The organism is Pseudomonas anguilliseptica, assembly GCF_900105355.1.
Lineage (GTDB): Bacteria > Pseudomonadota > Gammaproteobacteria > Pseudomonadales > Pseudomonadaceae > Aquipseudomonas > Aquipseudomonas anguilliseptica.
In genome coordinates this window covers 250124-275337 of sequence record NZ_FNSC01000001.1, presented here as the reverse complement: position 1 = coordinate 275337, position 25214 = coordinate 250124, and the positions used below count along the sequence as shown (strand labels likewise).

24 protein-coding genes and 5 tRNA genes are annotated in these 25214 nt (G+C 59.7%); 11 read left to right on the top strand and 18 right to left on the bottom strand.

The genetic code is table 11. From position 1 onward, the window contains the following. Nucleotides 1–146 precede the first annotated feature (146 nt). The 5 genes from BLW24_RS26300 (at nucleotide 147) to BLW24_RS01380 (ending at nucleotide 5565) form a co-directional block, all read left to right on the top strand. A complete protein-coding gene (locus tag BLW24_RS26300) occupies nucleotides 147–1625 on the top strand; it encodes a virulence factor TspB C-terminal domain-related protein (RefSeq protein ID WP_244161058.1) in 1479 nt (492 codons plus the stop codon). Continuing rightward, nucleotides 1625–1951, top strand: a complete 327-nt coding sequence (locus tag BLW24_RS01395) for a DUF2523 domain-containing protein (protein WP_090375721.1) — start codon at nucleotides 1625–1627, stop codon at nucleotides 1949–1951. The genes BLW24_RS26300 and BLW24_RS01395 overlap by 1 nt, the downstream gene beginning before the upstream one ends. A gap of 11 nt (nucleotides 1952–1962) precedes the next feature. Beyond that, the gene (locus tag BLW24_RS01390; RefSeq protein ID WP_090375718.1) at nucleotides 1963–3147 is read left to right on the top strand and encodes a zonular occludens toxin domain-containing protein; all 1185 of its coding nucleotides are present in this window, start codon (nucleotides 1963–1965) and stop codon (nucleotides 3145–3147) included. Nucleotides 3148–3289: 142 nt separating this feature from the next. Beyond that, nucleotides 3290–4570 carry a hypothetical protein gene (locus BLW24_RS01385; protein ID WP_090375716.1) on the top strand — a complete coding sequence of 427 codons (1281 nt, stop codon included), beginning with the start codon at nucleotides 3290–3292 and terminating at the stop codon, nucleotides 4568–4570. After that, nucleotides 4567–5565, top strand: a complete 999-nt coding sequence (locus BLW24_RS01380) for a phage integrase (RefSeq protein WP_090375713.1) — start codon at nucleotides 4567–4569, stop codon at nucleotides 5563–5565. The genes BLW24_RS01385 and BLW24_RS01380 overlap by 4 nt, the downstream gene beginning before the upstream one ends. Nucleotides 5566–5607: 42 nt before the next feature. Here BLW24_RS01380 and BLW24_RS01375 read toward each other — a convergent pair. From BLW24_RS01375 to BLW24_RS01330, 10 genes are all read right to left on the bottom strand, one after another. Next, nucleotides 5608–5684, bottom strand: a tRNA-Met gene (locus tag BLW24_RS01375). 77 nt (nucleotides 5685–5761) lie between these two features. Beyond that, nucleotides 5762–6862 carry a redox-regulated ATPase YchF gene (ychF, locus tag BLW24_RS01370; RefSeq protein ID WP_090375711.1) on the bottom strand — a complete coding sequence of 367 codons (1101 nt, stop codon included), beginning with the start codon at nucleotides 6860–6862 and terminating at the stop codon, nucleotides 5762–5764. 33 nt (nucleotides 6863–6895) lie between these two features. Further along, complete coding sequence (pth, locus tag BLW24_RS01365; protein ID WP_090375709.1) at nucleotides 6896–7486, bottom strand: aminoacyl-tRNA hydrolase; 591 nt, start codon at nucleotides 7484–7486, stop codon at nucleotides 6896–6898. 69 nt (nucleotides 7487–7555) lie between these two features. Next, entirely contained in the window at nucleotides 7556–8158 is a 603-nt protein-coding gene (locus tag BLW24_RS01360) for a 50S ribosomal protein L25/general stress protein Ctc (protein WP_090375706.1), read from the bottom strand. Nucleotides 8159–8272: 114 nt separating this feature from the next. Further along, nucleotides 8273–9214 carry a ribose-phosphate pyrophosphokinase gene (locus BLW24_RS01355; protein WP_090387598.1) on the bottom strand — a complete coding sequence of 314 codons (942 nt, stop codon included), beginning with the start codon at nucleotides 9212–9214 and terminating at the stop codon, nucleotides 8273–8275. 46 nt (nucleotides 9215–9260) lie between these two features. Further along, nucleotides 9261–9335 (bottom strand) — tRNA-Gln (locus BLW24_RS01350). Between the two features lie 52 nt (nucleotides 9336–9387). Next, nucleotides 9388–9462 (bottom strand) — tRNA-Gln (locus BLW24_RS01345). A 43-nt stretch (nucleotides 9463–9505) separates the two neighbouring features. Continuing rightward, on the bottom strand, nucleotides 9506–10381 hold the full coding sequence (gene ispE, locus BLW24_RS01340; RefSeq protein ID WP_090375701.1) for a 4-(cytidine 5'-diphospho)-2-C-methyl-D-erythritol kinase: 876 nt from the start codon (nucleotides 10379–10381) through the stop codon (nucleotides 9506–9508). Further along, the gene (gene lolB, locus BLW24_RS01335) at nucleotides 10378–10995 is read right to left on the bottom strand and encodes a lipoprotein insertase outer membrane protein LolB (protein WP_090375698.1); all 618 of its coding nucleotides are present in this window, start codon (nucleotides 10993–10995) and stop codon (nucleotides 10378–10380) included. The genes ispE and lolB overlap by 4 nt, the downstream gene beginning before the upstream one ends. Then, nucleotides 10995–12725: a tetratricopeptide repeat protein gene (locus BLW24_RS01330; protein ID WP_090375695.1), complete on the bottom strand. Its 1731-nt coding sequence runs from the start codon at nucleotides 12723–12725 to the stop codon at nucleotides 10995–10997. Before BLW24_RS01330 ends, lolB begins: the two co-directional genes overlap by 1 nt. Nucleotides 12726–12908: 183 nt before the next feature. On the opposite strand from BLW24_RS01330, the gene hemA reads away from it, so the two are divergent. The 6 genes from hemA to BLW24_RS01300 all read left to right on the top strand — a co-directional run bounded on the left by hemA (nucleotide 12909) and on the right by BLW24_RS01300 (nucleotide 18436). After that, nucleotides 12909–14204 (top strand): glutamyl-tRNA reductase, encoded by a 1296-nt coding sequence (gene hemA / locus BLW24_RS01325; RefSeq protein ID WP_090375692.1) that lies wholly within the window; start codon nucleotides 12909–12911, stop codon nucleotides 14202–14204. 9 nt (nucleotides 14205–14213) lie between these two features. Further along, on the top strand, nucleotides 14214–15296 hold the full coding sequence (gene prfA / locus BLW24_RS01320) for a peptide chain release factor 1 (RefSeq protein WP_090375689.1): 1083 nt from the start codon (nucleotides 14214–14216) through the stop codon (nucleotides 15294–15296). 133 nt (nucleotides 15297–15429) lie between these two features. Further along, nucleotides 15430–16263 carry a peptide chain release factor N(5)-glutamine methyltransferase gene (gene prmC, locus BLW24_RS01315; protein ID WP_090375686.1) on the top strand — a complete coding sequence of 278 codons (834 nt, stop codon included), beginning with the start codon at nucleotides 15430–15432 and terminating at the stop codon, nucleotides 16261–16263. Between the two features lie 19 nt (nucleotides 16264–16282). Then, a complete protein-coding gene (locus BLW24_RS01310; protein WP_090387597.1) occupies nucleotides 16283–17041 on the top strand; it encodes a molybdopterin-synthase adenylyltransferase MoeB in 759 nt (252 codons plus the stop codon). Next, nucleotides 17034–17831 carry a glutamate racemase gene (gene murI / locus BLW24_RS01305; protein WP_244161057.1) on the top strand — a complete coding sequence of 266 codons (798 nt, stop codon included), beginning with the start codon at nucleotides 17034–17036 and terminating at the stop codon, nucleotides 17829–17831. The genes BLW24_RS01310 and murI overlap by 8 nt, the downstream gene beginning before the upstream one ends. Nucleotides 17832–17920: 89 nt before the next feature. Further along, entirely contained in the window at nucleotides 17921–18436 is a 516-nt protein-coding gene (locus BLW24_RS01300; RefSeq protein ID WP_090375681.1) for an acyloxyacyl hydrolase, read from the top strand. A 51-nt stretch (nucleotides 18437–18487) separates the two neighbouring features. Here the strand turns inward: BLW24_RS01300 and rtcA are convergent, their stop codons facing one another. From rtcA to BLW24_RS01260, 8 genes are all read right to left on the bottom strand, one after another. Next, the gene (rtcA, locus tag BLW24_RS01295) at nucleotides 18488–19525 is read right to left on the bottom strand and encodes an RNA 3'-terminal phosphate cyclase (RefSeq protein WP_090375676.1); all 1038 of its coding nucleotides are present in this window, start codon (nucleotides 19523–19525) and stop codon (nucleotides 18488–18490) included. Nucleotides 19526–19569: 44 nt separating this feature from the next. After that, nucleotides 19570–20367, bottom strand: coding sequence for a nucleotidyltransferase domain-containing protein (locus tag BLW24_RS01290; protein ID WP_090375673.1), 798 nt, complete (start codon nucleotides 20365–20367; stop codon nucleotides 19570–19572). 32 nt (nucleotides 20368–20399) lie between these two features. Beyond that, nucleotides 20400–21752 carry a HEAT repeat domain-containing protein gene (locus tag BLW24_RS01285; protein WP_090375671.1) on the bottom strand — a complete coding sequence of 451 codons (1353 nt, stop codon included), beginning with the start codon at nucleotides 21750–21752 and terminating at the stop codon, nucleotides 20400–20402. A 5-nt stretch (nucleotides 21753–21757) separates the two neighbouring features. Continuing rightward, nucleotides 21758–22984: an RtcB family protein gene (locus tag BLW24_RS01280; RefSeq protein WP_090375668.1), complete on the bottom strand. Its 1227-nt coding sequence runs from the start codon at nucleotides 22982–22984 to the stop codon at nucleotides 21758–21760. Nucleotides 22985–23032: 48 nt separating this feature from the next. Next, nucleotides 23033–23395: a zinc-ribbon domain containing protein gene (locus BLW24_RS01275; RefSeq protein WP_090375665.1), complete on the bottom strand. Its 363-nt coding sequence runs from the start codon at nucleotides 23393–23395 to the stop codon at nucleotides 23033–23035. A gap of 61 nt (nucleotides 23396–23456) precedes the next feature. Beyond that, complete coding sequence (locus BLW24_RS01270; protein ID WP_090375661.1) at nucleotides 23457–24602, bottom strand: slipin family protein; 1146 nt, start codon at nucleotides 24600–24602, stop codon at nucleotides 23457–23459. 259 nt (nucleotides 24603–24861) lie between these two features. Further along, nucleotides 24862–24931, bottom strand: a tRNA-OTHER gene (locus BLW24_RS01265). Further along, a tRNA-OTHER gene (locus BLW24_RS01260) sits at nucleotides 24931–25003 on the bottom strand. The genes BLW24_RS01265 and BLW24_RS01260 overlap by 1 nt, the downstream gene beginning before the upstream one ends. Between the last annotated feature and the right edge of the window lie 211 nt (nucleotides 25004–25214).

Sequence of the window (25214 nt, the reverse complement as noted above, 5' to 3'; positions counted from 1 at the left end):
GTCCCTCAGCACCTAGCAGTGCCGAAGCAACCAAACCCCGCTCCGGCGGGGTTTTCTCTTCTGGAAAACGCCATGAGCCACGAACTGTACGTCCTGATCCTCACCACCTTGGCGTTGTACCTCGTGTTCTTTGGGCGGGTGTGATGATGAAACTGCCGCGTCTTTTTATTCGGATGGTTATTGCACTTGGCCTTATTGGCTGGGGGCAGTTTGTTTTTTCGGCACCCTATGTTTGGACAGTTTCAGGTCATGGCAACCATACGGGCTCTAGCCCTATGTCTGCCGCTCAATCAGCTAAATCTGCCAATGGCTGGGTTTCCGTTGATTGGTGCATCAGTCAAACTGATTCGCAGTTTGGTTGTAGGACTAACTGGCAGCCTGGTGTCTGGTATTTTGACTTTACTGTCTTACGCAGTGGCGATTCTTGCTCTGACCCTCTAGCCATTTTTAATCCCGCAACTGGCGAATGCGAAGCCCCTGAGCCCGACCAATGTGAGCCGACAGTAGGCGTAGAAGTTGAACACCGTCACCGCGCTGGCGAGTTCACGGGGGCGGGTGTCATTGCCGGTCGTGTCGATCCTCCTGGTTCTGTGTGTCTCCCTAAAGTTAATGGGTGCCAGTACTCCTTTACATATTCTGCGCCTGTAGATGCTTATCGCTTTGAGGCGGGTGATCCTTCTGGTGTATTTCTTAAACTTAAATATCGGGGCAATGGTGTCTCTTGCACCGGCAATGAATCCGAATTTGCCCAGCCTTCCGATGGCACGCCGGTTGTAGAAAAACAGTCTGAATGCACTACCAAAATTACTGATGCCGAAGGTCGCCAGCGCTATGACTGCCAAGCGACTGAGCTGAATATTGATCCCGGCAACATGGAATGCGACCTCGGCACGGTTGGCGGTGAGCTGCAGTGCATTCCCAAACCGCCGTCGCCGCAAATGACCGACAAGAAGGTCGATCAAGAGATCGTCGAGAAGACCAACCCGGACGGCTCAAAAGACACCACGACCACTACCACCACCACCACGACCAAATGCACGGGCGTTAAATCGTGCTCAACCAGCACCACCACCAACGTCAGCAACAACCACACCAAGGCTGACGGCACCCCAGGTGGTGAAAGCAACACCTGCACCGGCCCAGGCTGCAAGGATGCCGACGGCAAGACCCAGGAAGAGCGGGAAGAAGAGGAAGAAGAGAAAAACGAAAGCAAGGTCACCGGTGGGCAGACCTGCGAAGCCGCGCCTGCGTGTGAGGGCGATGCCGTGCAGTGCGCCATCCTCAAGCAGCAATACGAAGCCCGTTGCGACTTCGAAGAGTCGGAAGACTTTGAAAGCAACAAAGCCGATATCAAGGGCTTGTTCGAAGGCCAGGGCGACAAATTCAAACTCGATGAAGGCAGTGGCGATATCGATGTGCCGTCCTTCATCAACCAAGGCACACGCTTTTTGCCCGCCACCTGCCCAGCGGCTGAAAGCTTCTCCCTGACCACAGCCGGTGGTCGCACCTTCACCCTCAGTTATGAACCCCTGTGCCGCGCTGCCTCAGACCTTAGCGGCCTGTTCGTTGCCGTGGCCACCATCTTGGCCGCGCTTTATGTCGGCCGCTCCGTAGGAGGTAACTGATGCACTTTTTCTACATTGCCCAGCTGCTCATCATCATCCTCGGCCCTCTGGTGAAGATGGTGTTGCGCATCCTCGGGTTCGGCTTCGTCACCTATGTCGGCTTCAACCTGATCATTGGTGAAGCGCAGTCCTACCTGTTCGCTCGCGTGGGTGAAGTCGGCCCGATCATTCAACAGATTCTCGGCCTCGCCAAATTCGATGTGGTGGTGAACATCTATTTCGCCGCCATTTCCACCAGCTTTCTGTTGGCCGGTATCGACAAGGCTACAGATCGCCGTCGTAACCAAGTCTGGCGCAAGCCGGGCGGCACCTCGATTGAGGCATAAGGAGACTCCCCATGCTCTATATCCGCACGGGTAAGCCCGGCCACGGCAAAACCCTCAACACCATCCGCGAAGTGGATCAGAAGGCCCACGCCGAAGGCCGCACGGTGTACTACCACAACATCAACGGCCTCAAACCCGAGCACCTGCAAGCCGCTTGGTTTGTCTTTGAAGACCCGGAGAAATGGTATGAGCTGCCCGCTGACTCCATCATCGTCGTGGATGAGGCCCAGGGCTGGTTCGGTGCGCGTGATCCGAGGGCGCGCCCACCGGAGCACATCACCCGTTTTGAAACCATGCGCCACAACGGCCATGAAGTGCATCTGGTTACCCAGGACCCGCGCTATATCGACGTGCACCTGCGCCGCCTGTGCAATGGTCATATCCACTACTGGCGCGTGTTCAAATCCCAGCAATTGCTGCGCTTTGAATCCGAAGCGGTGATCGAGAAGGTCGAAACCAAAACCAGCTTCAAGGATGCCGACAAGAAGTCGTTGCGCCTGGATAAGAAGTACTTCTCCGTCTACACCAGCAGCAACGCGCAGCACCACTTTCAGACTAAGCTGCCGACCAAGTTCATCCTGGCCATGATGGTAATTGCCGGGGCTGGGATACTGGTTTACCGCGCCTATGACCGCTACGCCGCCGAGCAGGTCAAAACCCAGCAAGCCGACTCAACAGAAACACCGGCCAGCATGGTCGATCAGGTCAAATCTACTGTGGGATCATTCATCAAACCGGCTGGCCTGCCCGGTGAATCCGACAGCTCTCAAAGCCTCGCGCAATACCTCGATCAACGTGCGCCACGTATCCCGCAAATACCGGCATCAGCGCCGATCTATGACCAGCTCACGCAGCCAGTGGCCCATCCGCGCCTCTACTGCATGTCCAGCACCGACCCCAACACCTATGCACGTGAGTTCAACCGCATGGCCAGTTCCGTGGTCAACGGCAAGCCCACGGTGTGCCAGTGCTACACCCAGCAAGGCACTCGCGTAGGCACTGATTTCGCGTTCTGCAGCAACGTGGCGGAAAACGGCTACTTCGACCCGAGTATCCCGGATCGATCACAACAGCACGCGCAGATGCAGCAGCCCGCACAACAGCCGATCCAGCAGCCAAAACAGCCGCTAGGCCCGAGCGAGCCTAAACCCACCGTTACCGTCGTGCAGTACGAGAAAGGCAGGTTCCTGTGGTGAGCCATCAACGTCAGCGCTCCCAGCTTTTGCGCGCATGCGCGAGTGCCGAGCGCTGCGCCAAAAGCGCTGCGCTGACGTCCCTGTAGCACGTCAGATAAACCAAAGTCGAAAAGATCAATAATGCTCAATAAGGGGTTAAGTAATGTCAGTAAAGGATTTCATTCGTGTAGATCGTACAACTGGATTGCAGTCCGTTTTGGGTCGTTTGTTTTTTGATAAATCCTCTGCCGCAATAGCTGACCTTTCTGCTGTTCGTGTTTTGCATTGTGGCGTGGACACCGTGCGCCAGTTGTACCGGGGCATGATTCGCCCGGAAATCATGGCTCTATTCGACAAGCCCGGCACTTTGGTTGATTTCGCGGGTCAGCGTTGGCATTCAGGGCGTGTTGGTAAAGACTCCGGTTACCAGTACAAACTGCAAAACGCTGACCTTGGGATCATCCTGCTCGTCAAAAACTTCAACGCCAAACTGGAAAACATTGGCCCACACCTGAAAATCGAAGTGTCACCTCATGCAATCGACACGCTGTCGCCTGAGCGCTTGCAAGAGCGCATGGACTATTACGCTGAACATTTGCTGACTAATGTTGAGCGAAACCAGTGTGCCGTCCATCTTGCGTTAGACCTCCAGGGTTGGACACCTTCTTCTGATCTGGTCGCCCGCATGCATTGCCGCTCACGCTCAACACGCGATATTTCAGGCATCAAGGAAATCCAGTGGACGTTGGAGTCTGCCACTTACGGCAAGGGGCAATCCTTTCTGTTCGGTTCCGCTGGTAGCGTCCAGCTCGGTATCTACAACAAGACTTTGCAAGCTCGCGCCACAGACAAACTCGACTATTGGGAAGGCGTTTGGAAGCGTCGTGACAGCTTCGACGAATGCGACCCCGATATCTACAACCAAGATCAAGACGTGTGGCGTGTCGAACTGCGCTACCACCATTCTGTTATTCAGCAGTTTGCGAGTGGTTCTTTCGATCTCCATACCAGCCAAGTCATTGATAGCAACAGCTACGCAGCTTTTGCGCCGCACCTCGATGGCCTTTGGCGCTATGGCCTACGCCAATTCAAGCTATTGGCTCGTCCTGGCTACTTCGAACCTATCTGGACGCTGATTCGCGATGATGTGCGGGTAGACATTCCCGTTGATTCCCTTGTTGATACCACTGAGTACAAGCGCCAATACAAAACCTCTCGTGGCTTCTCTGGTAAGAATGTGGAACTTTTCCTGGGAAACTTCGTAAGCCTGCTGGCACGGGAGCGAGTGGGCGCTAGAAAGGCTTTTTATCGTCTCAAGGATTGGGAATGCTGGCCTGTTATCCGTGATCACTATGCAGCCAAAGGCATGGATGAAGACGCGCTTTATAAGCACATCAAGGGCATTCTTGAAGAGCGCCATGTTCGTTGGGGGCGGGCTGTATGATCACCAAAGGCGAGAGCGGCTGGGATGTCGATTTCTGGTTGGATCGTTCGGCTGGCATCCGTAAGCGCAAGAAGTCATTTCGTACCAAGTCTGAGGCCGAACGCTGGGTGATTGACCTCAAGCGTCAATACTCGTTGCGTGGTCGTGACCCCGGCGAGCGCTTGTCTGATCTGGTTAACGTCTGGCATGAGCTGCACGGCTGCACTTTGAAAGACAAATACCGTCTGTCTCGAACTCTTGCCGTGGTTGAGCTGCTGGGCAATCCGATAGCCTCCAGTCTCACTGCTCTTGATTTCAGTCGCTTTCGTATGGAACGGCTGAAAACCTGCACGGCTTCGACGGTCAACCACGAACACCGCTATATCAAGTCTGTCTTCAATGAGCTGATCCGCCTGGGCGTCTGGAATGAGTCCAACCCCGTGGCCAGCCTGCGGCAATTGAAAGTGGATGAGGTGGAGCTGACGTTTTTGAGCTTGGACGATTGTCGGGTTGTGCTTGATGAGTGCGCCGCTTCAAGCAACAGCCACACATTGCCTGTGGCGCAACTTTGTCTTGCTACCGGTGCCCGTTGGGATGAGGCTGAAACGATCACTCGCTCTCAGGTGGCAAACGGTATGGTGAGATTTGCCAGGACTAAAAACGGCAAAGGCCGATCTGTGCCAATACCTGCTGACTTGCAGTCTCTGATATTGGAGCGAGGGTATCCAGGCGGAGGGCGGCTGTTCAGCTCTTGCCGGTCGGCTTTTCGTAAAGCCTATGAGCGAACAGCACTACACACGCCAGGACAACTTACCCACATTTTGCGTCACACCTTTGCCAGTCATTACATGATGCAGGGCGGCAATATTCTTGCTTTGCAGAAAATCCTTGGTCACGGCGATATCAAGATGACTATGCGCTATTCGCACTTGGCCCCTGATCACTTTGCCACGGCACTGACTTTCTCACCGTTGGCGCTATTGAGACAAGAAAGGGACACTTGCGGGACACCCTAAAAACAAAAAAGGGCTTAGCTTTCGCTAAACCCTTGTTTTGTTTGGTGGCTACGCAGGGACTTGAACCCCGGACCCCAGCATTATGAATGCTATGCTCTAACCAGCTGAGCTACGTAGCCGAGTGGCGCGCATTATTCGCGTCTTGGGGTTGGGTGTCAACCCTGTTGCGCGAAAATTTCTGCGCGCGATCAAGCGCTTACACGTTAAAGCGGAAATGCATGACGTCGCCGTCTTTAACGATGTAGTCCTTGCCTTCCAGGCGCCATTTTCCGGCTTCTTTGGTGCCGGCTTCGCCCTTGTACTGGATGAAGTCGTTGTAGGCGATGACTTCGGCGCGGATAAAGCCTTTTTCGAAGTCGGTGTGGATCACGCCAGCAGCCTGCGGGGCAGTGGCGCCGACGCGGACGGTCCAGGCGCGGACTTCTTCGACTCCGGCGGTGAAGTAGGTCTGCAGGTTGAGCAGTTCGTAACCCGCGCGGATTACTCGGTTCAGGCCGGGTTCTTCGAGGCCTAGGGCTTCGAGGAACATGTCTTTTTCTTCGCCATCATCCAGCTCGGCGATTTCTGCTTCGATCTTGTTGCATAGCGGCACCACGGGAGCGCCTTCGGCGTCGGCAATGGCCTGGACGATGTCGAGCAGTGGATTGTTCTCAAAACCGTCTTCGGCGACGTTGGCGATGTACATCACCGGCTTGCTGGTGAGCAGGTGGAAACCGCGTATCAGTTGCTTCTCGTCGTCACCCAAGGTCTTCATCAGGGTGCGCGCTGGCTTGCCTTCGCTGAAGTGGGGGATGAGCTTTTCCAGCAGGGCTTTCTGTGCAACAGCTTCTTTGTCGCCGCCCTTGGCATTACGAGTGGTCTTCTGCAGTTGTTTTTCGCAGCTGTCGAGGTCGGCGAAGATCAGCTCGAGGTCGATGATTTCGATATCGCGCTTGGGGTCGACGCTGTTGGCAACGTGAATAACGTTGTCGTCTTGGAAGCAGCGCACTACGTGGGCGATTGCGTCGGTTTCGCGAATGTTGGCGAGGAACTTGTTGCCCAGGCCTTCACCCTTTGATGCGCCTTCTACCAGGCCGGCGATGTCGACGAACTCCATGGTGGTCGGCAGGATGCGCTTGGGGTTGACGATGGCTGCCAGCGCCGCGAGGCGTGGGTCGGGCATCGGCACGATGCCGCTGTTGGGCTCAATGGTGCAGAACGGAAAGTTCTCAGCCGCAATACCGGATTTGGTGAGGGCGTTGAACAGGGTGGACTTGCCGACGTTGGGCAGGCCGACGATGCCGCAGTTGAATCCCATGGTGTTGTCCCTCGCGCGAATGGCGGTAAAGAGTTAGGAGGAGGCTTTCTGGCTGTGCAGCTTGTGCATGGCCTTGCTCCAGTCGCCTGCGAGTATTTCCGGCAGGCTGCACAGGGCAAAATCGATGCTGGTGTCCAGCAGTTCCTGTTCGCTACGTGGTGCGCGGCCGAGGACGAAGTTGGAGACCATGCTGCTGTGCCCGGGATGGCCGATGCCAAGCCGCAGGCGGTAAAAATTATTCTGATTGCCGAGCTGGGCGATGATGTCGCGCAGCCCGTTATGTCCGCCGTGCCCGCCGCCCTGTTTGAGTTTGGCGACGCCGGGGGGCATGTCGAGTTCGTCGTGCGCCACCAGAATGGCTTCCGGCGGGATGCGGAAGAAATTCGCCAATGCCGCTACGGCCTGGCCGCTGCGATTCATAAAGGTGGTGGGGATCAGCAGGCGAACGTCGCGGCCCTGATGGCTGAATTTGCCAACCAGGCCAAAATACTTTTTGTCGAGGCTCAGGTTGATGCGCTGGCTGTCAGCCAGGCGCTCAACGAAAAGGGCCCCTGCATTATGCCGAGTCTGGTCGTATTCAGGGCCGGGGTTACCCAGGCCAACGATCAGTTGTACGGCAGTCATCTTAGGAGCCCTTTTGTGGAAATAGCTCGGCAGAATCGCATGCCGAGCTGGTTTCCGACACTGCGAGGATTACTCGGCAGCGCCTTCGTCTTTAGCAACGCGGGAGGCGTGGATGTTAGCCACAGCCAGGTCGTTACCGTGAGCCAGTGCAACCAGCTCAACGCCTTTCGGCAGTTTCAGGTCAGCCAGGTGAACGATCTGACCCACTTCAACGGCAGCCATGTCGACTTCGATGAATTCCGGCAGGTCTTTCGGCAAGCAGGAAACTTCTACTTCCGACAGAGCGTGGGAGACTTCGCCGCCTTGCTGCTTCACGCCAACCGAAGTTTCTTGGTTGATGAAGTGCAGGGGAACGATAGCGGTCAGTTTCTGGCCAGCGACTACGCGAACGAAGTCAGCATGCAGCACATAGCCTTTGGCTGGATGGCGCTGCAGGGCTTTGATGATCACGCTTTCGTTGCTGCCAGCTACGTTCAGGCTCAGCACGTGGCTGTAGGCTGCTTCGTTTTCCAGCAGTTTGGCCAGTTCTTTGGCCAGCAGGCTGATCGATTGTGGGGCTTTTTCACCACCGTAAATTACGGCAGGAACCATGGCAACGTTACGACGCAGGCGGCGGCTCGCACCTTTCCCCAGGTCGGAACGCACTTCGGCATTCAGGGCAAATTCAGTCATTTCACTTCTCCAAAATAACCAAACCGTCCGTTACGCTTGCGACCAGCGACGGGACGGTTGGTTGAAAAGCCTTGCCATCAGGGCAGGGCGTTTGCGCTCAGGGCGTGTGCCGAATTAACGGAACATCGCGCTGATCGATTCTTCATTGCTGATGCGACGAACCGCTTCAGCGACTACCGGGGCGATGTCCAGTTGGCGAATACGCGAACAGGATTGCGCCGCAGCGGACAGCGGGATGGTGTTGGTCACCACCAGCTCGTCGAGTACGGATTTTTCAATGTTTTCGATTGCGCGGCCAGACAATACAGCGTGCGTGGCGTAGGCGAAGACTTTCGAGGCACCATGTTCTTTCAGCGCTTTGGCGGCGTGGCACAGGGTGCCGGCGGTATCCACCATGTCGTCGACCAGGATGCAGGTACGGCCTTCAACATCACCGATGATGTGCATCACTTCGGAGTGGTTGGCTTTCTCGCGGCGCTTGTCGATGATCGCCAGGTCAACACCCAGGGACTTGGCCACAGCGCGAGCACGCACCACGCCGCCAATGTCCGGGGAGACAATCATCAGGTTCTCAAAGCGCTGGTCTTCGATATCGTCCACCAGTACGGGGGAGCCGTAGATGTTATCTACCGGGATATCGAAGAAGCCTTGGATCTGATCCGCGTGCAGGTCGACGGTCAACACCCGGTCGATGCCTACAACGGTGAGCATGTCAGCCACAACTTTGGCACTGATTGCCACGCGAGCGGAGCGCGGGCGGCGATCCTGGCGGGCATAGCCGAAGTAGGGGATAACTGCAGTAATTCGGGTCGCTGAGGAGCGGCGGAAGGCGTCGGTCATCACTACCAGTTCCATCAGGTTATCGTTGGTTGGCGCGCACGTCGGTTGAATCAGGAAGACGTCTTTACCGCGGACGTTTTCGTTGATTTCAATCATGATCTCGCCGTCGGAAAATTTACCGACAGAAGCATCACCGAGGGGAATGTGCAGCTGACGTACGATACGTCGCGCCAGATCGGGGTTAGCGTTCCCCGTAAAAACCATCATCTTGGACACGCGCAGTACCTGCCGGCTGGGGGTATACCTGGATGAGTACAGAAAATGGCAGGGGCGGCTGGATTCGAACCAACGCATGCCAGGATCAAAACCTGGTGCCTTACCGCTTGGCGACGCCCCTGTATCCTGTGTAACCGAATGCCTTGAGTTGTGTATCCGCTCCAGGGCGGAAATGGCAGGGGCGGCTGGATTCGAACCAACGCATGCCAGGATCAAAACCTGGTGCCTTACCGCTTGGCGACGCCCCTATTACCGTACAACTCTGTGCTCTTAATTACTAAAAGCGGACATTCACTTCCTGACCAATGTTTCTAGCTTGCGGTGCAACATCGAGATGTTGCGGCCTTGGGCAATAAAACTTGGCAAAGTGGCTGGAAGTTGGCGGGCGACTTTATCAGCATCGTCCTGGTTTGGGAAGCTCCCAAACACACAAGCTCCAGTGCCGGTTAATCTGGTTTGAACAAATTTGTTCAACAAGATCAAAGCGTTACGAACTTCTGGATAACGCTTCGTGACCACCGGCTGGCAGTCATTACGACCACCCCCCTCAAGAAGGCTGCGAACTTTAATGGGCGGCGTATCCCGTGTCAACTCGGGGTCGGAGAAAATTTCCGCTGTGCTGACAAGTACTTGCGGAATCGCGACAAGAAACCAGGGTTCGCTCAGGGTGACCGGTTGCAACTTTTCACCCACACCTTCGGCAAAGGCCGCGTGGCCGCGCACGAATACCGGTACGTCTGCTCCCAGGCTGAGGCCCAGGGTGGCCAGTTGGTCTTCGTTGCAACCCAGCTGCCACAGGTGGTTGAGGCCGAGCAGGGTGGTGGCGGCATCTGAGCTGCCACCGCCGATGCCGCCGCCCATAGGCAGGCGTTTGTCCAGCCAGATATCGGCCCCCAGTGTGCATTTGGCTTGCTGTTGCAGCAGGCGCGCGGCACGCACGATCAGGTTGCTGTCATGGGGCACGCCGTCGATGGGCGTATGCAGGTGAATTTCACCGTCGGTGCGTAGGGCAAAGCCCAGTTCATCAGCGAAGTCGAGAAACTGAAACAGCGTTTGCAGTTCGTGATAACCATCGGCACGGCGGCCGAGGATATGCAGCATCAGGTTGAGCTTGGCCGGCGCCGGCAGAATCAATTCGGCAGCGGCGGGAATTGCTGGAGCGCTCATTGGCCGAGCTGGCGTGGCTGCCAGTCCTTGATCACCAGGGTGACTTGCAGATCAAAACCGCTGAGCTTGATGCGCTCTGGCAGCCAAAAACCATTCTGCTCGGCATAACTCAGGTACTCGACGTGCCAGCCGTCCTGGCTCAGTTGCGCTAGGTGGCTGTGGCTGTCGAGATTCAGGCGGCTTTTGCTGTCGGGGGAGGGCAGGCCACGAATCCACCAGAGCAGGTGCGAAACCGGCAGGTTCAGTCCGAGCTGGTCTTGCAGTAGTTGTTCCGGCGATTCGGCCTGGTAGCGGCCCTGATTGGCCACCTCCAGCTGGATGGCGCCAGGGCGGCCGGTCAAGCGTGCAGCGCCGCGACCTAGTGGGCCGGACAGGCGGATGTCGTAGTAATCCTGGCGTTGCAGCCAGAACAGGGTGCCACTACCGGAGTCTTTCGGTGCGCGGATGCCGACTTTGCCGTTGATCTGCCAGGCGTCCAGGCGGCTGATCTGCTGCTTGTGGGTCTGCCAGCTTTGCGCATCGCCCTGGCCCTCAAGGGCTTCGCGGGAGGTCAGGCCAGCGCAGCCTGCAAGTAATGTAATCAGGCTGAAAACTATCAGGTGGCGAGCAAGCATCAGAGTGTCTCTGCTCCGGTCAGGCGCAGCAGGGTGCTACGCAGAATAGTGCTGTCGGGCTGCTGTTTCAGGGCTTCACGCCAGAGTTTGCGCGCTTCTTTCTGCTTGCCTTGTGCCCACAGCACTTCACCCAAGTGGGCGGCGACTTCGTGGTCGGGAAATGCCTGCAACGCTTGGCGCAGCAGGCGCTCAGCCTCATCCAGGTTGCCCAGGCGGTAATTGACCCAGCCGAGGCTGTCGAGAATCGCCGGGTCTTCCGGGTTGAGCTGGCGCGCTTGCTCGATCAGCTGTTTGGCCTCGGCATAGCGTGTGGTGCGGTCGGCCAGGGTGTAGCCCAGGGCGTTGAGGGCCATGGCGTTGTCTGGTTCGCGCTCGAGAATAAAGCGCAGGTCCTGCTCCAGCAGGGCAAGGTTGTCGCGTTTTTCCGCGAGCATGGCGCGGGTGTAGAGCAGGTTGAGGTCTTCCGGGAACTGTTCCAGGGCTTGCTGGATCAGCTGCCAGGCGCGCTCGGTGTCCTGTTGCTTGGACCAGGCCTCGGTTTCGATCAGGTACAGCTGGATGGCGTAGTCTGGCTGGCTCTCGCGGGCCTGGCGCAGGCGCTCGGAGGCTTCATCAGCGCGTTGCGCCTTGAACAGCAGATCGCTCTGCCGAGCCTGGGCGGGCAGGTAGTCATTGCCGGGGCCAACCAAGGCGTATTCGATCAGTGCGCTGGGGATGTCATCCAGTTCTTCGTAGGCGCGGGCCAGGTTGTAGTGCGCCGCTTCGCTGTGGCTGCCGCGCTCGACCAGTTCTTCCAGGTAGACAATCGCCTCCTTCCAGGCTTTGGCTTCCAGGCAGACCAGCGCCAGGGAGAAGCGCAGGTCGTCGTCGCTGGGGTATTGCTGCAACAGCGAGGCAAACTCATCCTTGGCTTCATCCAGGCGGTCTTCGGCCACCAGCAGGCGCGCGTAGGTCAGGCGCAGGCGCTTGTCGTCCGGATGCTGCTCAATGCCTTTTTCCAGCAGTGGCAGAGCGTCGTCGTTGCGCTCAAGGCTTTGCAGTAGGCGTGCATGCAGCAGGATTGAGGCGATGGGGCGATCTTTGCTGGGTTGTTGCTCCAGCAGCTCCAGGGCTTTCTGCTGTTGGCCATCCTGTTGCAGCAGCAGGGCTTTGCCAAATTGCAGCTGGCTGTTGTCCGGGTATTTCGATTGCAAGCGGTTGAAGCTTTGCAGCAGGCCGGCGCGGGTATCCGGGTCGGTTTCAGCAGCGGATAGGGCGAGGAAGTCGAAATGCGTGTTGCCCTGACGCTGCAGCACCTGCTCCATAAAGGTCATGGATTCGTCATAGCGGCCGGCGCGGGCCAGCTGCACGGCAGCGGCGCGCTGCGCGTCAATATTTTCGGGGGCGGTCTTGGCCCACAGCAGGCTGGTTTCCAGTGCAGGCTGCTCGGCGCCGAGGTACTCGGCTATACGAAAGCCGCGCTCGGCGACGCCTGCATCCTGAGTGGCATTGGCCTGTTCTACATAGTTTTCCAGGGCAATGTCGAAGCGGTTGCGTTGGCCCGCCAGTTCCGCAATCAGCAGCGACAGCAGGGTTTCCTGGCTGAAGTTGCGGTAAACCTGCGGCTGGGTTTCTGTGGCGACAACAGCGGGATCCTCCACCGGTGGCGTGCCATCCGGGGCAGAGGGGGCAAAAGTCTGGCAGCCGCTTAAAAAGGCAGCGGCAGTCAGCAACGCGAAGGATCTATTCATAGGAAGAGTATGTGGCCAACCTGCGGTTTGGGCATCATGACACAAGCGCTGGGGCAAGCCCATGGGCTGCAATGATGCGGATTAAGAGATGAACCTGGCTATTGGGACAATAGGCCGCAGTGGTTGTTCTCGCTTTGCCGAAGTAGGACAATTGCCGGCTTCCACTCCCTGTCAGCGACGTGCATGGCCTTTATTGCCCTCGGTATCAACCACAAGACCGCCTCGGTGGACGTCCGCGAACGCGTGGCCTTCACTCCTGAGCAGTTGGTTGAGGCATTGCAGCAGCTCTGCCAGCGTACCAGCAGCCGGGAGGCGGCGATTCTTTCGACCTGCAACCGCAGTGAGCTGTACCTCGAGCAGGACCAGTTGAGCGCTGACGAAGTGCTGGCCTGGCTGGCCGACTACCATCGCTTGAGCCTCGAAGAACTGCGTGCCTGCGCCTATATCCATGCCGATGACGACGCCGTGCGCCATATGATGCGCGTGGCCTCGGGGCTGGACTCCATGGTGCTGGGCGAGCCGCAGATTCTCGGCCAGATGAAATCGGCGTTTGCCGTCGCACGTGAGGCCGGCACCCTCGGCCCGCTGCTCGGGCGCTTGTTTCAGGCGACCTTCAGCACTGCCAAGACCGTGCGCACCGATACCGCGATTGGCGAAAACCCGGTATCCGTGGCTTTTGCCGCCGTCAGCCTGGCCAAGCAGATTTTCGCCGACTTGCACCGCAGCCAGGCGCTGCTGATCGGTGCCGGCGAGACCATCAGCCTGGTCGCCCGCCACCTGCACGATCAGGGCATCAAGCGCATCGTCGTGGCTAACCGCACCCTGGAGCGCGCCAGCAGCCTGGCCGAGCAGTTCGGCGCGCACGCCGTGCTGCTGTCGGAAATCCCTGATGAACTGGTCAACAGCGATATCGTTATCAGCTCCACTGCCAGCCAGCTGCCAATTCTCGGCAAGGGCGCGGTGGAGCGGGCGCTGAAGCAGCGCAAGCACAAGCCGATCTTTATGGTCGACATTGCCGTGCCGCGTGATATCGAGCCGGAAGTTGGCGAACTGGATGACGTCTACCTCTACACCGTGGATGACCTGCATGAGGTGATCGCGGAAAACCTCAAAAGTCGTCAGGGCGCGGCCCAGGCCGCCGAAGAACTGGTCAGCGCCGGTGCCCGTGACTTTATGCAGCGCCTGCGCGAGCTGGCAGCGGTGGATGTGCTCAAGGCCTACCGTCAGCAAGCCGAGCGCTTGCGTGACGAGGAGCTGAGCAAGGCCCTGCGTCTGCTTAATAACGGCAGCTCCGCCGAAGATGTGCTGGCGCAAATGGCCCGTGGCCTGACCAACAAGTTGCTGCATGCGCCCAGCGTGCAGCTGAAAAAATTCTCCGCTGACGGCCGCGTCGATGCACTGGGCGTGGCTCAGGAACTGTTTGCCCTCGACGAGGGCGCGCCGCCTGCATCTACCCATAGCAGCTCGGTCAATCAATAAAGGTCTGCAATGAAAGCGTCACTGATCAATAAACTCGACCTGTTGCAGGATCGTTTCGAAGAGCTGACTGCGCTGCTCGGTGATGCCGAAGTGATCAGCAACCAGACGCAGTTTCGCGCCTATTCCAAGGAATACGCCGAGCTTGAGCCGGTGTATCAGGCGTTTAGCAGCTTTCGTAAAGTGCAGGCGGATCTGGAAGGCGCCCAGGCGCTGCTCAAGGACAGCGACCCGGACATGCGTGAAATGGCCGAGGAAGAAGTCGCCGAAGCCAAGGCGCAATTGATCGAATTGGAAGCCACGCTGCAGCGCATGCTGTTGCCGAAAGACCCCAACGACGGCCGTAACGTGTTCCTCGAAGTGCGTGCCGGCACCGGTGGTGACGAGGCGGCGATCTTCTCCGGTGATCTGTTCCGTATGTACTCGCGTTATGCCGAGAAGCAGGGCTGGCGCGTAGAAGTGCTGTCGGCCAGCGAAGGCGAGCATGGCGGCTATAAGGAAGTAATTGCTCGGGTCGAGGGCGACAACGTCTACGGCAAGCTCAAGTTCGAATCCGGTGCGCACCGCGTGCAGCGCGTTCCGGAAACCGAATCCCAGGGCCGTATTCACACCTCAGCCTGCACCGTCGCGGTACTGCCCGAACCGGATGAGCAAATGGCCATCGACATCAATCCGGCCGATCTGCGTGTCGACACCTACCGCAGCTCCGGTGCGGGTGGTCAGCACGTCAACACCACCGACTCGGCGATCCGCATCACCCACATCCCCACCGGCACCGTGGTGGAATGTCAGGAAGAGCGCTCACAGCACAAGAACCGCGCCAAGGCCATGGCCTGGCTCGCGGCGAAACTCAAGGACCAGCAGGAAGCCGCCGCGCACAAGGAAATTTCCGACTCGCGAAAACTGCTGGTGGGCTCCGGTGACCGTTCCGAGCGCATCCGCACCTACAACTTCCCGCAAGCTCGGGTGACTGATCACCGTATCAACCTGACCCTGTATTCGCTGGGCGAAGTGATTGCCGGCGGCGTCGAAGCGATTATCGAGCCGCTGCTGGTCGAATATCAGGCCGATCAGCTGGCTGCGCTGGGCGACTGAGTCCTGTGGTGCGCACGGCGCACCCTACGCCATGTACCACGTAGGGTGGATGACGCTTTTTTCATCCACCAGATGTCTGCGGTGGATCGATAAAGCGCGAGCTGCGCGCCCCGATCCACCCTACGAGAGAAATATGTCCACCATCGACTCTCTGCTCAACGCTGCCGCACTACCCGACTCGCCCACCCCGCGCCTGGACGCCGAGCTTTTGCTCGCCCATGTCCTTGGCACGTCGCGCAGCTATCTGCGTACCTGGCCGGAGCGCGAGCTTGAGGATGAGCAGCTTGAGCGTTATCAGGCCGCGCTCGTTCGGCGTCAGGCCGGTGAGCCGGTGGCCTATATCCTCGGCCAGCAGGGCTTCTGGAGCCTGGACCTGGAGGTGGCGTCGCACACCCTGATTCCGCGTCCGGATACCGAGCTGTTGGTGGAGGCCGTTCTGGCGCTGTTACCCGCCACGCCTGCCGCGCTGCTCGATCTGGGCACCGGTACCGGTGCGATTGCCCTGGCCTTGGCCAGCGAGCGCCCTGCCTGGCGCTTGACCGGTGTGGATCGTGTGCCCGAGGCGGTGTCGCTGGCCGAACGCAATCGCGCCCGCCTTAAACTGGCCAATGCCAGCTTTATTGCAAGCCACTGGTTTAGCGCGCTGGCCGGGCAGCGCTATCAGTTGATCGTCAGCAATCCGCCTTACATTGCTGCCGATGACCGTCACCTTGCCGAAGGTGATGTGCGCTTCGAGCCGAGCAGTGCCCTGGTGGCGGGTGCGGACGGTCTTGATGATATCCGCCTGATCATCCAACAGGCGCCGGACTATCTTGAAGCAGGCGGCTGGCTGCTGCTGGAACATGGCTTTGACCAGGCCGCAGCGGTGCGCGAGCTGCTTAGTGCGCGCGGCTTTAACGCGGTGGAAAGCCGGCGTGACCTCGGCGGCCATGAGCGCATCAGTCTGGGACGCTTTGATAATGAGTGACGCCATGAGCCCGCACGACATGCTGAATGACGAGGAGCTGCTGCGCTACAGTCGGCAGATCCTGCTGCAACAGATCGATATCGCCGGCCAGCTGCGCCTGAAAAACAGCCGCGTGCTGATCATCGGTCTCGGTGGCCTGGGCTCGCCGGTGGCGCTGTACCTGGCTGCTGCCGGGGTGGGCGAGTTGCATCTGGCGGACTTCGATACGGTCGACCTGACCAATCTGCAGCGACAGATTGCTCACGATACGTCCAGCATCGGTCAGAGCAAGGTCGATTCGGCGAGCCAGCGTCTGCTGGCGATCAATCCACAGCTGCGCCTGCAAGCGCACCGCCAGGGCCTGGACAGCGACTCCCTGGCTGCCGCCGTAGCGGCGGTTGACCTGGTGCTGGATTGCTCGGACAACTTCGGCACCCGCGAGGCGGTCAACGCCGCTTGCGTAGCGGCCAAAGTGCCGCTGGTCAGTGGCGCGGCGATCCGCCTGGAAGGCCAGCTGTCGGTATTCGACCCTCGCCGTGATGACAGCCCGTGCTATCACTGCATCTACGGTCATGGCAGCGAGGCCGAGCTGACGTGCAGCGAAGCCGGCGTAGTCGGGCCGTTGGTGGGGCTGGTCGGTAGTTTGCAGGCGCTGGAAGCCTTGAAGCTGCTGGCACAGTTTGGTGAACCCTTGGTTGGCCGCTTGCTGTTGATCGATGCGCTTGGCAGCCGGTTCCGTGAGCTGCGGGTCAAGCGTGATCCGGGCTGCAGTGTATGTGGGGTGGTCTGCGGTGACTAACGCGCCGATTGGCGTATTCGATTCCGGCGTCGGCGGTTTGTCGGTGCTGGGCGAGATTCGCGCGTTGCTGCCGAATGAGTCGCTGCTCTATGTGGCCGACAGTGGTCATGTGCCCTACGGTGAAAAGAGCCCGGAGTTTATCCGCGAGCGTTGCCGGGTGCTGGCCGAGTTTCTCCTCAGCCAGGGCGCCAAAGCGCTGGTGCTGGCCTGCAACACCGCCACGGTGGCGGGGGTGGCCGAGTTGCGTGAGTTGTACCCGCAGCTGCTCTTGGTGGGCATGGAGCCGGCGGTCAAGCCTGCGGCGGCTGCGACGCAATCCGGCGTGGTGGGTGTGCTGGCCACCACTGGCACGCTGAAAAGCGCCAAATTCGCCGCGCTACTCGACCGGTTTGCCAGCGATGTGCGGGTGATTACTCAGCCCTGTCCGGGATTGGTCGAGCGTATTGAAACCGGTGAGTTGGATAGCGCCGCCACTCGCGAGTTGCTGCAGGGCTTTGTCGAACCGCTACTGGCCGAGGGCTGCGATACGCTGATTCTCGGTTGCACCCATTACCCCTTTATCAAGCCGCTGCTGCGCAGCCTGGTGCCGGATTCGATCAGCCTGATCGACACTGGGGTCGCGGTGGCGCGGCAGGTTCAGCGCCTGCTGACTTGCCATGATTTACTGGCCAGCGGCCCGGCGCAGCCTGCGCAGTTCTGGTCGAGCGGCGATCCCGCAGCCATGCAGCGGGTGTTGCCGTTGCTCTGGGGCGACGCGGCGCTGGTCAGCGGTCTGCCCAGCACTGTTTAGCCGTAAGTCGGCTTTCTCTGCAGCTAAAGATTTTTATACTCTCAGGCAGTGTCAGCAAACTTCTACTTGGGTGGATAAGGATTATTACCATGAGAAAAGTCGTGACCTTGGCTGCGCTGGCGGCCTTGGCTTGGGGGCAGGTGAGTGCCGTGCAGGCGATGGATCTAAGTTTGGCGGTCGGCCAGACGGGCGACTCGACCATGACCTACCGTCTGGGCACCCAGCTCGATTTCAAGCAGAGCTGGTTTGCCAGTGACGTCGGTCGCCTGACCGGTTACTGGGATGCGGCGTACACCTACTGGGATGGGGATGAAGCCTCCGGCAACCACAGCCTTTCGCTGAGCCCGGTGTTTGTTTACGAGTTTGCTGGCGAGCGCTTCAAACCCTATATCGAAGCCGGGATCGGCATTGCCGCGTTCAGCAGCACCGAGCTGGAAGACAACGATCTGGGCTCGTCTTTCCAGTTCGAAGACCGCATCGGTTTTGGTGTGCGTTTCGCTGGGCAGGAGGTTGGCCTGCGCGCCCTGCATTACTCCAACGCCGGGCTTAAACAGCCTAACGACGGGGTTGAGAGCTATAGCCTGCATTACCGCATGAGTTTCTAGCGGTTTGAGCTGTTAAAAAGCCGGATTGTTATCCGGCTTTTTATTGGTTTGTCAGTTGCTTGGGGCGGCAGCCAGCAAACTGACTCGTATCCGCTCCGGCCCGAGGGTTTCACAGTGGATACGTACCGGCATAAAGGTTTCGATCACCTGGATATTGCTGTCCAAATGCGCGGTGCGCCGCGGCGTGGTAAAGCTGCCGCCGCCGGCCAAGGCCATGGGCAGCAGCAACTGATCGGCCAGGTGCTCGGCTACTGCCGTATCGCTGCCTAGCCAATCGCGGGCCTGTTTCGCCACCTGGTCGGCGACGTTCTCGGCGCGTAGTCGCGGCTGACCGAAGGCTGCGAACAGCTCGCTGACATGTTCGCAGCGTACGTCCAGCAGTAATGCGTTACCCGGGCCGTGCTCTTGCGGCAGGTGGACGAAATGCAGCGCCTCTTCCGGCAGATTCAGGCGTTTCGCTAGGCGTTCCAATTCCCTAGCGCCGACATGGCCGGGCACACCGGCCAGCAGGCAGCGAGCTTGTTGATCGAGCACGGCGCCGCGCGTTTCTAGATGCAGCGGCTTCAGTTGGCCGGGTTGCACATGCAGCTCCAACTGCCCGCCGCCGGCCGGCGCGAAGCCATGGCGCAGCAGGCTCAATTCCAGCTGCGCGCCCATACGCCGTAACAGCGGCAACCAGGCCTGCTGGAGAAAATCGCTCGGCGGCGCGGCCGGGTTATGAGTGCCGCCGCTGATCCGCAGGCGGCTGTTATCGGGGGCGAGCAGCAAGGCCGGCAGCAGCGTCTGCAGCACTAGGGTGCAGCTACCGGCCGTGCCGATGCTGAAGCTGTAGTCGCCGGCCTTGATTGCACCAGGGCGAAAACTCAGGCTCATCGAGCCCAACAGCGCCTCTTCGATTTGCGCGTCACAGACCTCGGCCGCCGCCAGCACAGCGGTCAGGTGCTGACGCAACAAGCCCGGCCGGCTGCGCTGGGCGCGAATATTGACGATGCGAAACGGCCGCCCGCTGACCATCGACAGGCTTAGCGCGCTGCGCAGTACCTGGCCACCACCGATGGCGCCGTCCAGTTCCAAAAATTCCGTTTGCATACTTCTGATCCAAATTAGACAGGCCGGGCATTCACGCGCCCGGGTTACGAATAGCGCAGCACCGTCTCGCACAGATAGCGGTCAAGATCGGCCGTGTCGCCGCCCGCCTTGGGCAGTGCCGGCTGCATGTCGGCTTGCTGCAAAGCCTGCTCGATAAACCCATGGATCGCTTCACGGCGCGGGCCATAGGTCGACTCCACCACCTGGCGCTTGAGCGTCAGCAGAGCATCGATTTCCGCCAGCAGGGCAGGGTCGCGCACGGTGGCGTCGAGCAGCGCGGTGAAGGTCATCGGTGGCCGGCCCAGGCCTTGGTCGATCCAACGTACGGCCAGTAGCGGGCGCAGCACATAGAGGTACTTTTTGAAGCGCACCTGCTCGTCCTGCAGGTAGCCGCGAAAGTTCTTCTTGGCCATCGACAGGTAGTGGTGACGCGCCGCGGTCGGGCAGTAGAACTGCTCGGCCAGCTCGCGCAACTGCTCGGCGGCCCCCGGCTCGCTGCGGTAAATCAGCGGAGAGTCCAGCCACTCCAGCAGCGTGGGATTGGATTTGCGCAGCAACTGCAGGGTCTTGCGCAGCTCCCAGCCGCCTATATCCAGCTCATCGCTCAGCGGCCGCTCGATCACATCGCGCGGCGCGTCCACGCGCAGGTACCAAGGCTGGCGCGGCACATAGACGAAGCGCACGTCGTAGTCGCTATCCGGCGAGGCAAAGCCCCAGGCACGGCTACCCGACTCGCAGGCGTAGAGCACGGTGACCTCATGCTGCGCTTCTATTGCTTTCAGCTCACGCAATACCCACTCACGCATTTCTGCCGAGAGCGGGTGGCGTTCCTGCCTTTCCATGTAGTTCTTCCTTTCTGTTCTGTATGTATTGCTCAGCGCAATCGATTAGCGCTGCCCTTGAGCAGGAGACCGTCGAACTCCAGCCTCTCGACCCTCTGCGTCAGCAGTTCTCGTTCAGGCTTCGCCGTTACCGGGTCGACCATCAGGTACTGTCCGCTGCACCAGATATTCACCTGTTCCAGCCAGTACGCCTGCTCTTCAGGAGCGTTATCCAGGCGACGTAACAAATAGGCCAATTGTTGCCAGCGTGGTCGCAATCGCAGTAGCGCAGTACGCCGGTTGCTGGGCAGGTCGTACCAGCCGTCATCCAGTCTGATGTCGAACTCTCTGGCCACCCGATTCCAGTCCTGCGTACGCAGGCGCTCGACCGCTTTGGCGAATACCTTGTCAGCGGAGTCATCCAGCGCCATCAACTGCCTCGCGAGATCTGCTTGCGTGAGGTTCTCGACGGCAGCCAGCCTTACACTGCTCGCGGGGGCCTGCTGGGCCGCGTCCTTCCAGTGTTCCTCCAGTTCCACTGCTAGCTCGCAGGCTAGGCCTAGCAGCCCCAGCCAGTCGCGCTTGCTGCATGGCGCTGACTGATGAAGGCGGGCATCCAGCACTTCGCGTGCATCCACCTGCCAGCGTGGTGCCGCCCAGCGTGCCAGGCTGCGCACCGCCGGTGATGGGTCCATTAGTGCTTCACGCAGCAACGCACGCGGCTCATCAAGTAGCGGTAGCAGACAGCGCAAGGCATTGACCCGTACGCTGGCGCCCGGTGTCTTGAGTGTTTGCATCAGCAGAGGGCGCGCTAGCTCGGCTGGTAGGGTCTGGCAGGCCGAAACCGCCAGTTGTCGTACGGTCATCTCTCGATGGCCCAGCGCCTTGCTCAGCAGGGCCGCTGGCTCGTCGCTCGCTTCCAGCAAAAGCGCAAAGAGAAACCGCGCTGCTTTGCCGTGGAGTGCGGTGAATGCGGTTTCCACCTCATTGCGTACTTCGGGTGCTTGCAAGGCTTCGCGTGTTGCCGCCAGCGTTTGGCTGTGGTCGGCACGCTGGCGTTCGGCTAGGGCCATCAGCGGTTGCAGTGCATGCAACAAAGCCGGTGCATGCTCAGGCACCAGATAGTGCTGCACGCCATCAAGGGCCAATTGGCGTATTTGCGGCACCCAGTCGTTGACGCGCTCGAGCAGCGCCGCCAGCGCATCGGGCGAAGGCTGTTCGCTCAGCTCGCGCACTGCGACCTCACGGACGAAGCCGTTGCTGTGAGTGCTGAGCGTGAGCCAATCGCCGTGAGCCTCGCCGGCCGCTAGCACCTCCAGCGCTTCGTGGTGGCGCCGGTTTTCCCAGTAATCGCCGCTTACGGTGCGGCTCTTTAGCCGCGCCAGCCATTCTTTCAGATGTTTCATACTTCCTATCCTTTAACGCACACCACCTGCCGCAGGGTGTGTACCACTTCCACCAGCTCGCGCTGGGCGTGCATGACTTTTTCGATGTCCTTGTAGGCCATGGGGATCTCGTCGATCACGTCGAGGTCCTTGCGGCATTCCACATGGGCGGTGGCGCGGATCTGGTCGTCCAGGCTGAACTGCTTCTTCGCCTGGGTACGGCTCATCACCCGGCCGGCGCCGTGGCTGCAGGAGCTGAACGCTTCCTGGTTGCCCAGCCCGCGAACGATAAAGCTCTTCGCGCCCATGGAACCGGGGATGATGCCCAGTTCGCCCTTTTGCGCCGAGACCGCGCCCTTGCGGGTGATCAGTACGTCTTCGCCGAAATGTCGCTCCTTCTGCACATAGTTGTGGTGGCAGTTGACCGCCTGCAGGCTGGCCTCGAACGGCTTGCCGATCACCTGGCGCGCCGCGGCTATCACTGCCTGCATCATCAGCTCGCGGTTCTGCCGGGCGAAGTCCTGGGCCCAGCCCACGGCCTCCACATAGTCCTGATAGTGCTGGCTGCCTTCTTCGAAGTAGGCCAGGTCCTTGTCCGGCAGGTTGGCAATGTGCTGGCGCATATCGGCCTTGGCCAGTTCGATATACAGGCTGCCGATGGCATTACCCACGCCGCGCGAGCCGCTGTGCAACATGAACCAGACGCGCTGCGCCTCGTCCAGGCAGACCTCGATAAAGTGGTTGCCGGTGCCCAGAGTTCCCAGGTGTTTGCGGTTGTTGGTTTTTTCCAGTCGCGGCTGTTTATCGGTGATCAGCTTGAAGCGCCCGGCCAGGTTCGCCCAGGCCTGATCGGTGGCGGTGGGTACGTTTTCCCAGGCGCCTTTATCGCGGCCTGCGCGGGTATTGGTACGGCCGTGAGGCACGGCGCGTTCGATGGCGTCGCGCAGCCCGCTGAGGTTATCCGGCAGATCACTGGCGGTCAGCGAGGTGCGCGCGGCCATCATTCCGCAGCCGATATCCACGCCCACTGCGGCGGGGATCACCGCACCGAGGGTGGGGATCACGCTGCCAATGGTCGACCCCTTACCCAGGTGCACGTCCGGCATCACCGCCAGGTGTTTGAAGATAAACGGCAGCTTGGCGGTGTTGATCAGCTGCTGCTGCGCCTCGGTTTCCACCGGCACGCCCTGGGTCCAGAGCTTGATCGGCTTGCCGCCCGCGACTTCTAAAAGTTGGTAGCTTGTGTCTTTCATGGTCTTGTCTCTGTATTCAATAAGTGCCGGCTATAGGGCCGTGCGCATTTAACGTGTTGCCTGAGCGCGGCCAGCCAGGCGGCGGATCAGGCGGCAGGGTCGGCAGCGCACCGCATTGGCGTATACCGAGCCTTGTACCACTTCGTACCACCAGCGTTGCTGTGCAGCGGTCCAGACTTCGTCCTTACCGCAGTCGATGCAACGAAACGGCTGATTCTGATACCAGCCACGGGCGAGAAATAACGGCTCGCCGTAGCTGTTGTAGGACGCCAACAACGCTGGGTTGACCGCTATTGCCGCGGTTGGGCTAAAGCCCAGCGGCAGATGTTCGATCAGGGCTTGCTGCGCCTTGGTAGCCCGCAATCGGCGAGCCGTTTTGATTTCCCGGCGGCGTTGTTTTCCGCTTTTCATAATGCTGCCTATCCTTGCATCTTCTGTGCAGGCCGCCTGCCTCGGTAGGCCGGCGGCGCTGTTATTTCGGGGCCAGGCTCACCAGGCCGTTAAGCACCTGATCCAGCCCACCGAACACGGAAATCCGGTCGATGCGCTCGGCCACCCGCTCCAGGGTTTCCAGCTCCTTCAGGCGCAGGGCCGTCGGGTTGTCTTCCATCACCTTGGCGGTGTTGAGCAACGAGCGCGTCGCCGAGGTTTCCTCGCGGCGGCGGATCACGTTGGCCTGGGCCGCTTTCTCCGCTGCTACCACCTGGGCCAGCAAGGTTTTCATCTCGCCGGGCAGGATGATGTCGCGCACGCCCAGGCTGCTGACCTCCAGACCGCAGCCGGGCAGCTTGGCGGCGAGGTGGCTGCTCACTGCCTCGTCGATCAACTGCTTGTTCTCCAGCAGTTCGTCCAGGGTGCGGGTGCCCACCGCTGCGCGCAGGCCGAATTGCAGCTCGCGGTACAGGTGCTCCTGGGGTTTGGCCAGGCGCGAATGGGCCAGCAACACGTCGCTGTAGTGCCAGTTGGCCGCGAGGTTCAGGCGCAGGCTGATCTTGTCGCGGGTGAGGATTTCCTGACCGCTGACTTCCAGGACCTGAATCCGTATATCCACCAACTCGACGTTGATCTGTCGGTTGAAGCGCCAGAAGCCGTAGTGGCCGGCCGGCAACAGTTCGATCACCTCGCCATTGACCTTGAGTACGCCGACCTGAAACGCCGGAACCTGGGTCAGCAACACTGCGTCCAGGCCCTGCAAGGCTTGGCTGCGCAGGCCGGGTTGGGTGAGCAGGGCGACCAGTGCGGCGTCCAAGCGGTACTCCTGGCTCAGGTCGATGCGCTCCAGGCGCTGTTCGTTCTGGCCCTTCCAGTACAGGCGACGGCTGCCGGGCGGCAATATTTCTACCAGCATGCCGTCCTCGTAGCGCAGGCCTGCCTCGTGCTCGGCGGTATCGAAACGCTCGAAGTGACGCTCGATCAGTGCCGGCTGCTCTTTGCGCAGGTAACCGGTCAGGCGGTGTTCAAAGCGCGGGCAGTTCAGGCTGAACACTTCAACGCTCAGGCGGTTGCGCGGATCGAAACGGCGGTACAGGCCGGGCTCCAGAATGGTCTGGAAATCGCCTTCGGCGTACAGCATTGCGCGCTCGTTTTTTTTCACCACTAAGCGTTTGAACATGTTCATCGTTAATTCCTTTTTCGTTATTTCTTATCGGTATCTGCTTACTGGTGTTGGCGTTCGCCGACCCGCCGGGCGTCCGTACTGGGGCGGCGGGGTGAGCGTGGGTCGCGACCGTCCTGGTCGTAAGGCCTGCTTTGGCCCGACGCTGACTCTGCCCGCCGCTCGAGCACGAGGCCGGGCGGATCGGCGGCGGCAGCGAAACGTCTCTGCCACGCCAACGGGTACTGCGGTGCTGCGGTGTAGCTGCCGTGAGAGGGCATTTTTCGAGCGGGAATCGAACCCGCGACAAGTCTTCCGAAGAAGACCGCTCTATCCGACTGAGCTATCGAAATGGCTCGGGCAGGACTCGAACCTGCGACCGATCCTCCGAGGAGGATTGCTCTATCCGACTGAGCTACCGAGCCAGTGACCGAGCGTTGCGGTGGCGGCATACGGGGCATCCGAACCCGAAGGTGGATCCCTGCACCGGCGGGATATGACTCCCGACCCGTTGGCCTGCCTGGCGCTGTGGTCGAGAGGGATGTAGCGAGGGGCGTGCCAGAATATTCAGGCTGGTGAAATATTTTTATAAATTATTGATTTATATGGAAAATATTTTAATTTCTGAGCTTGGAA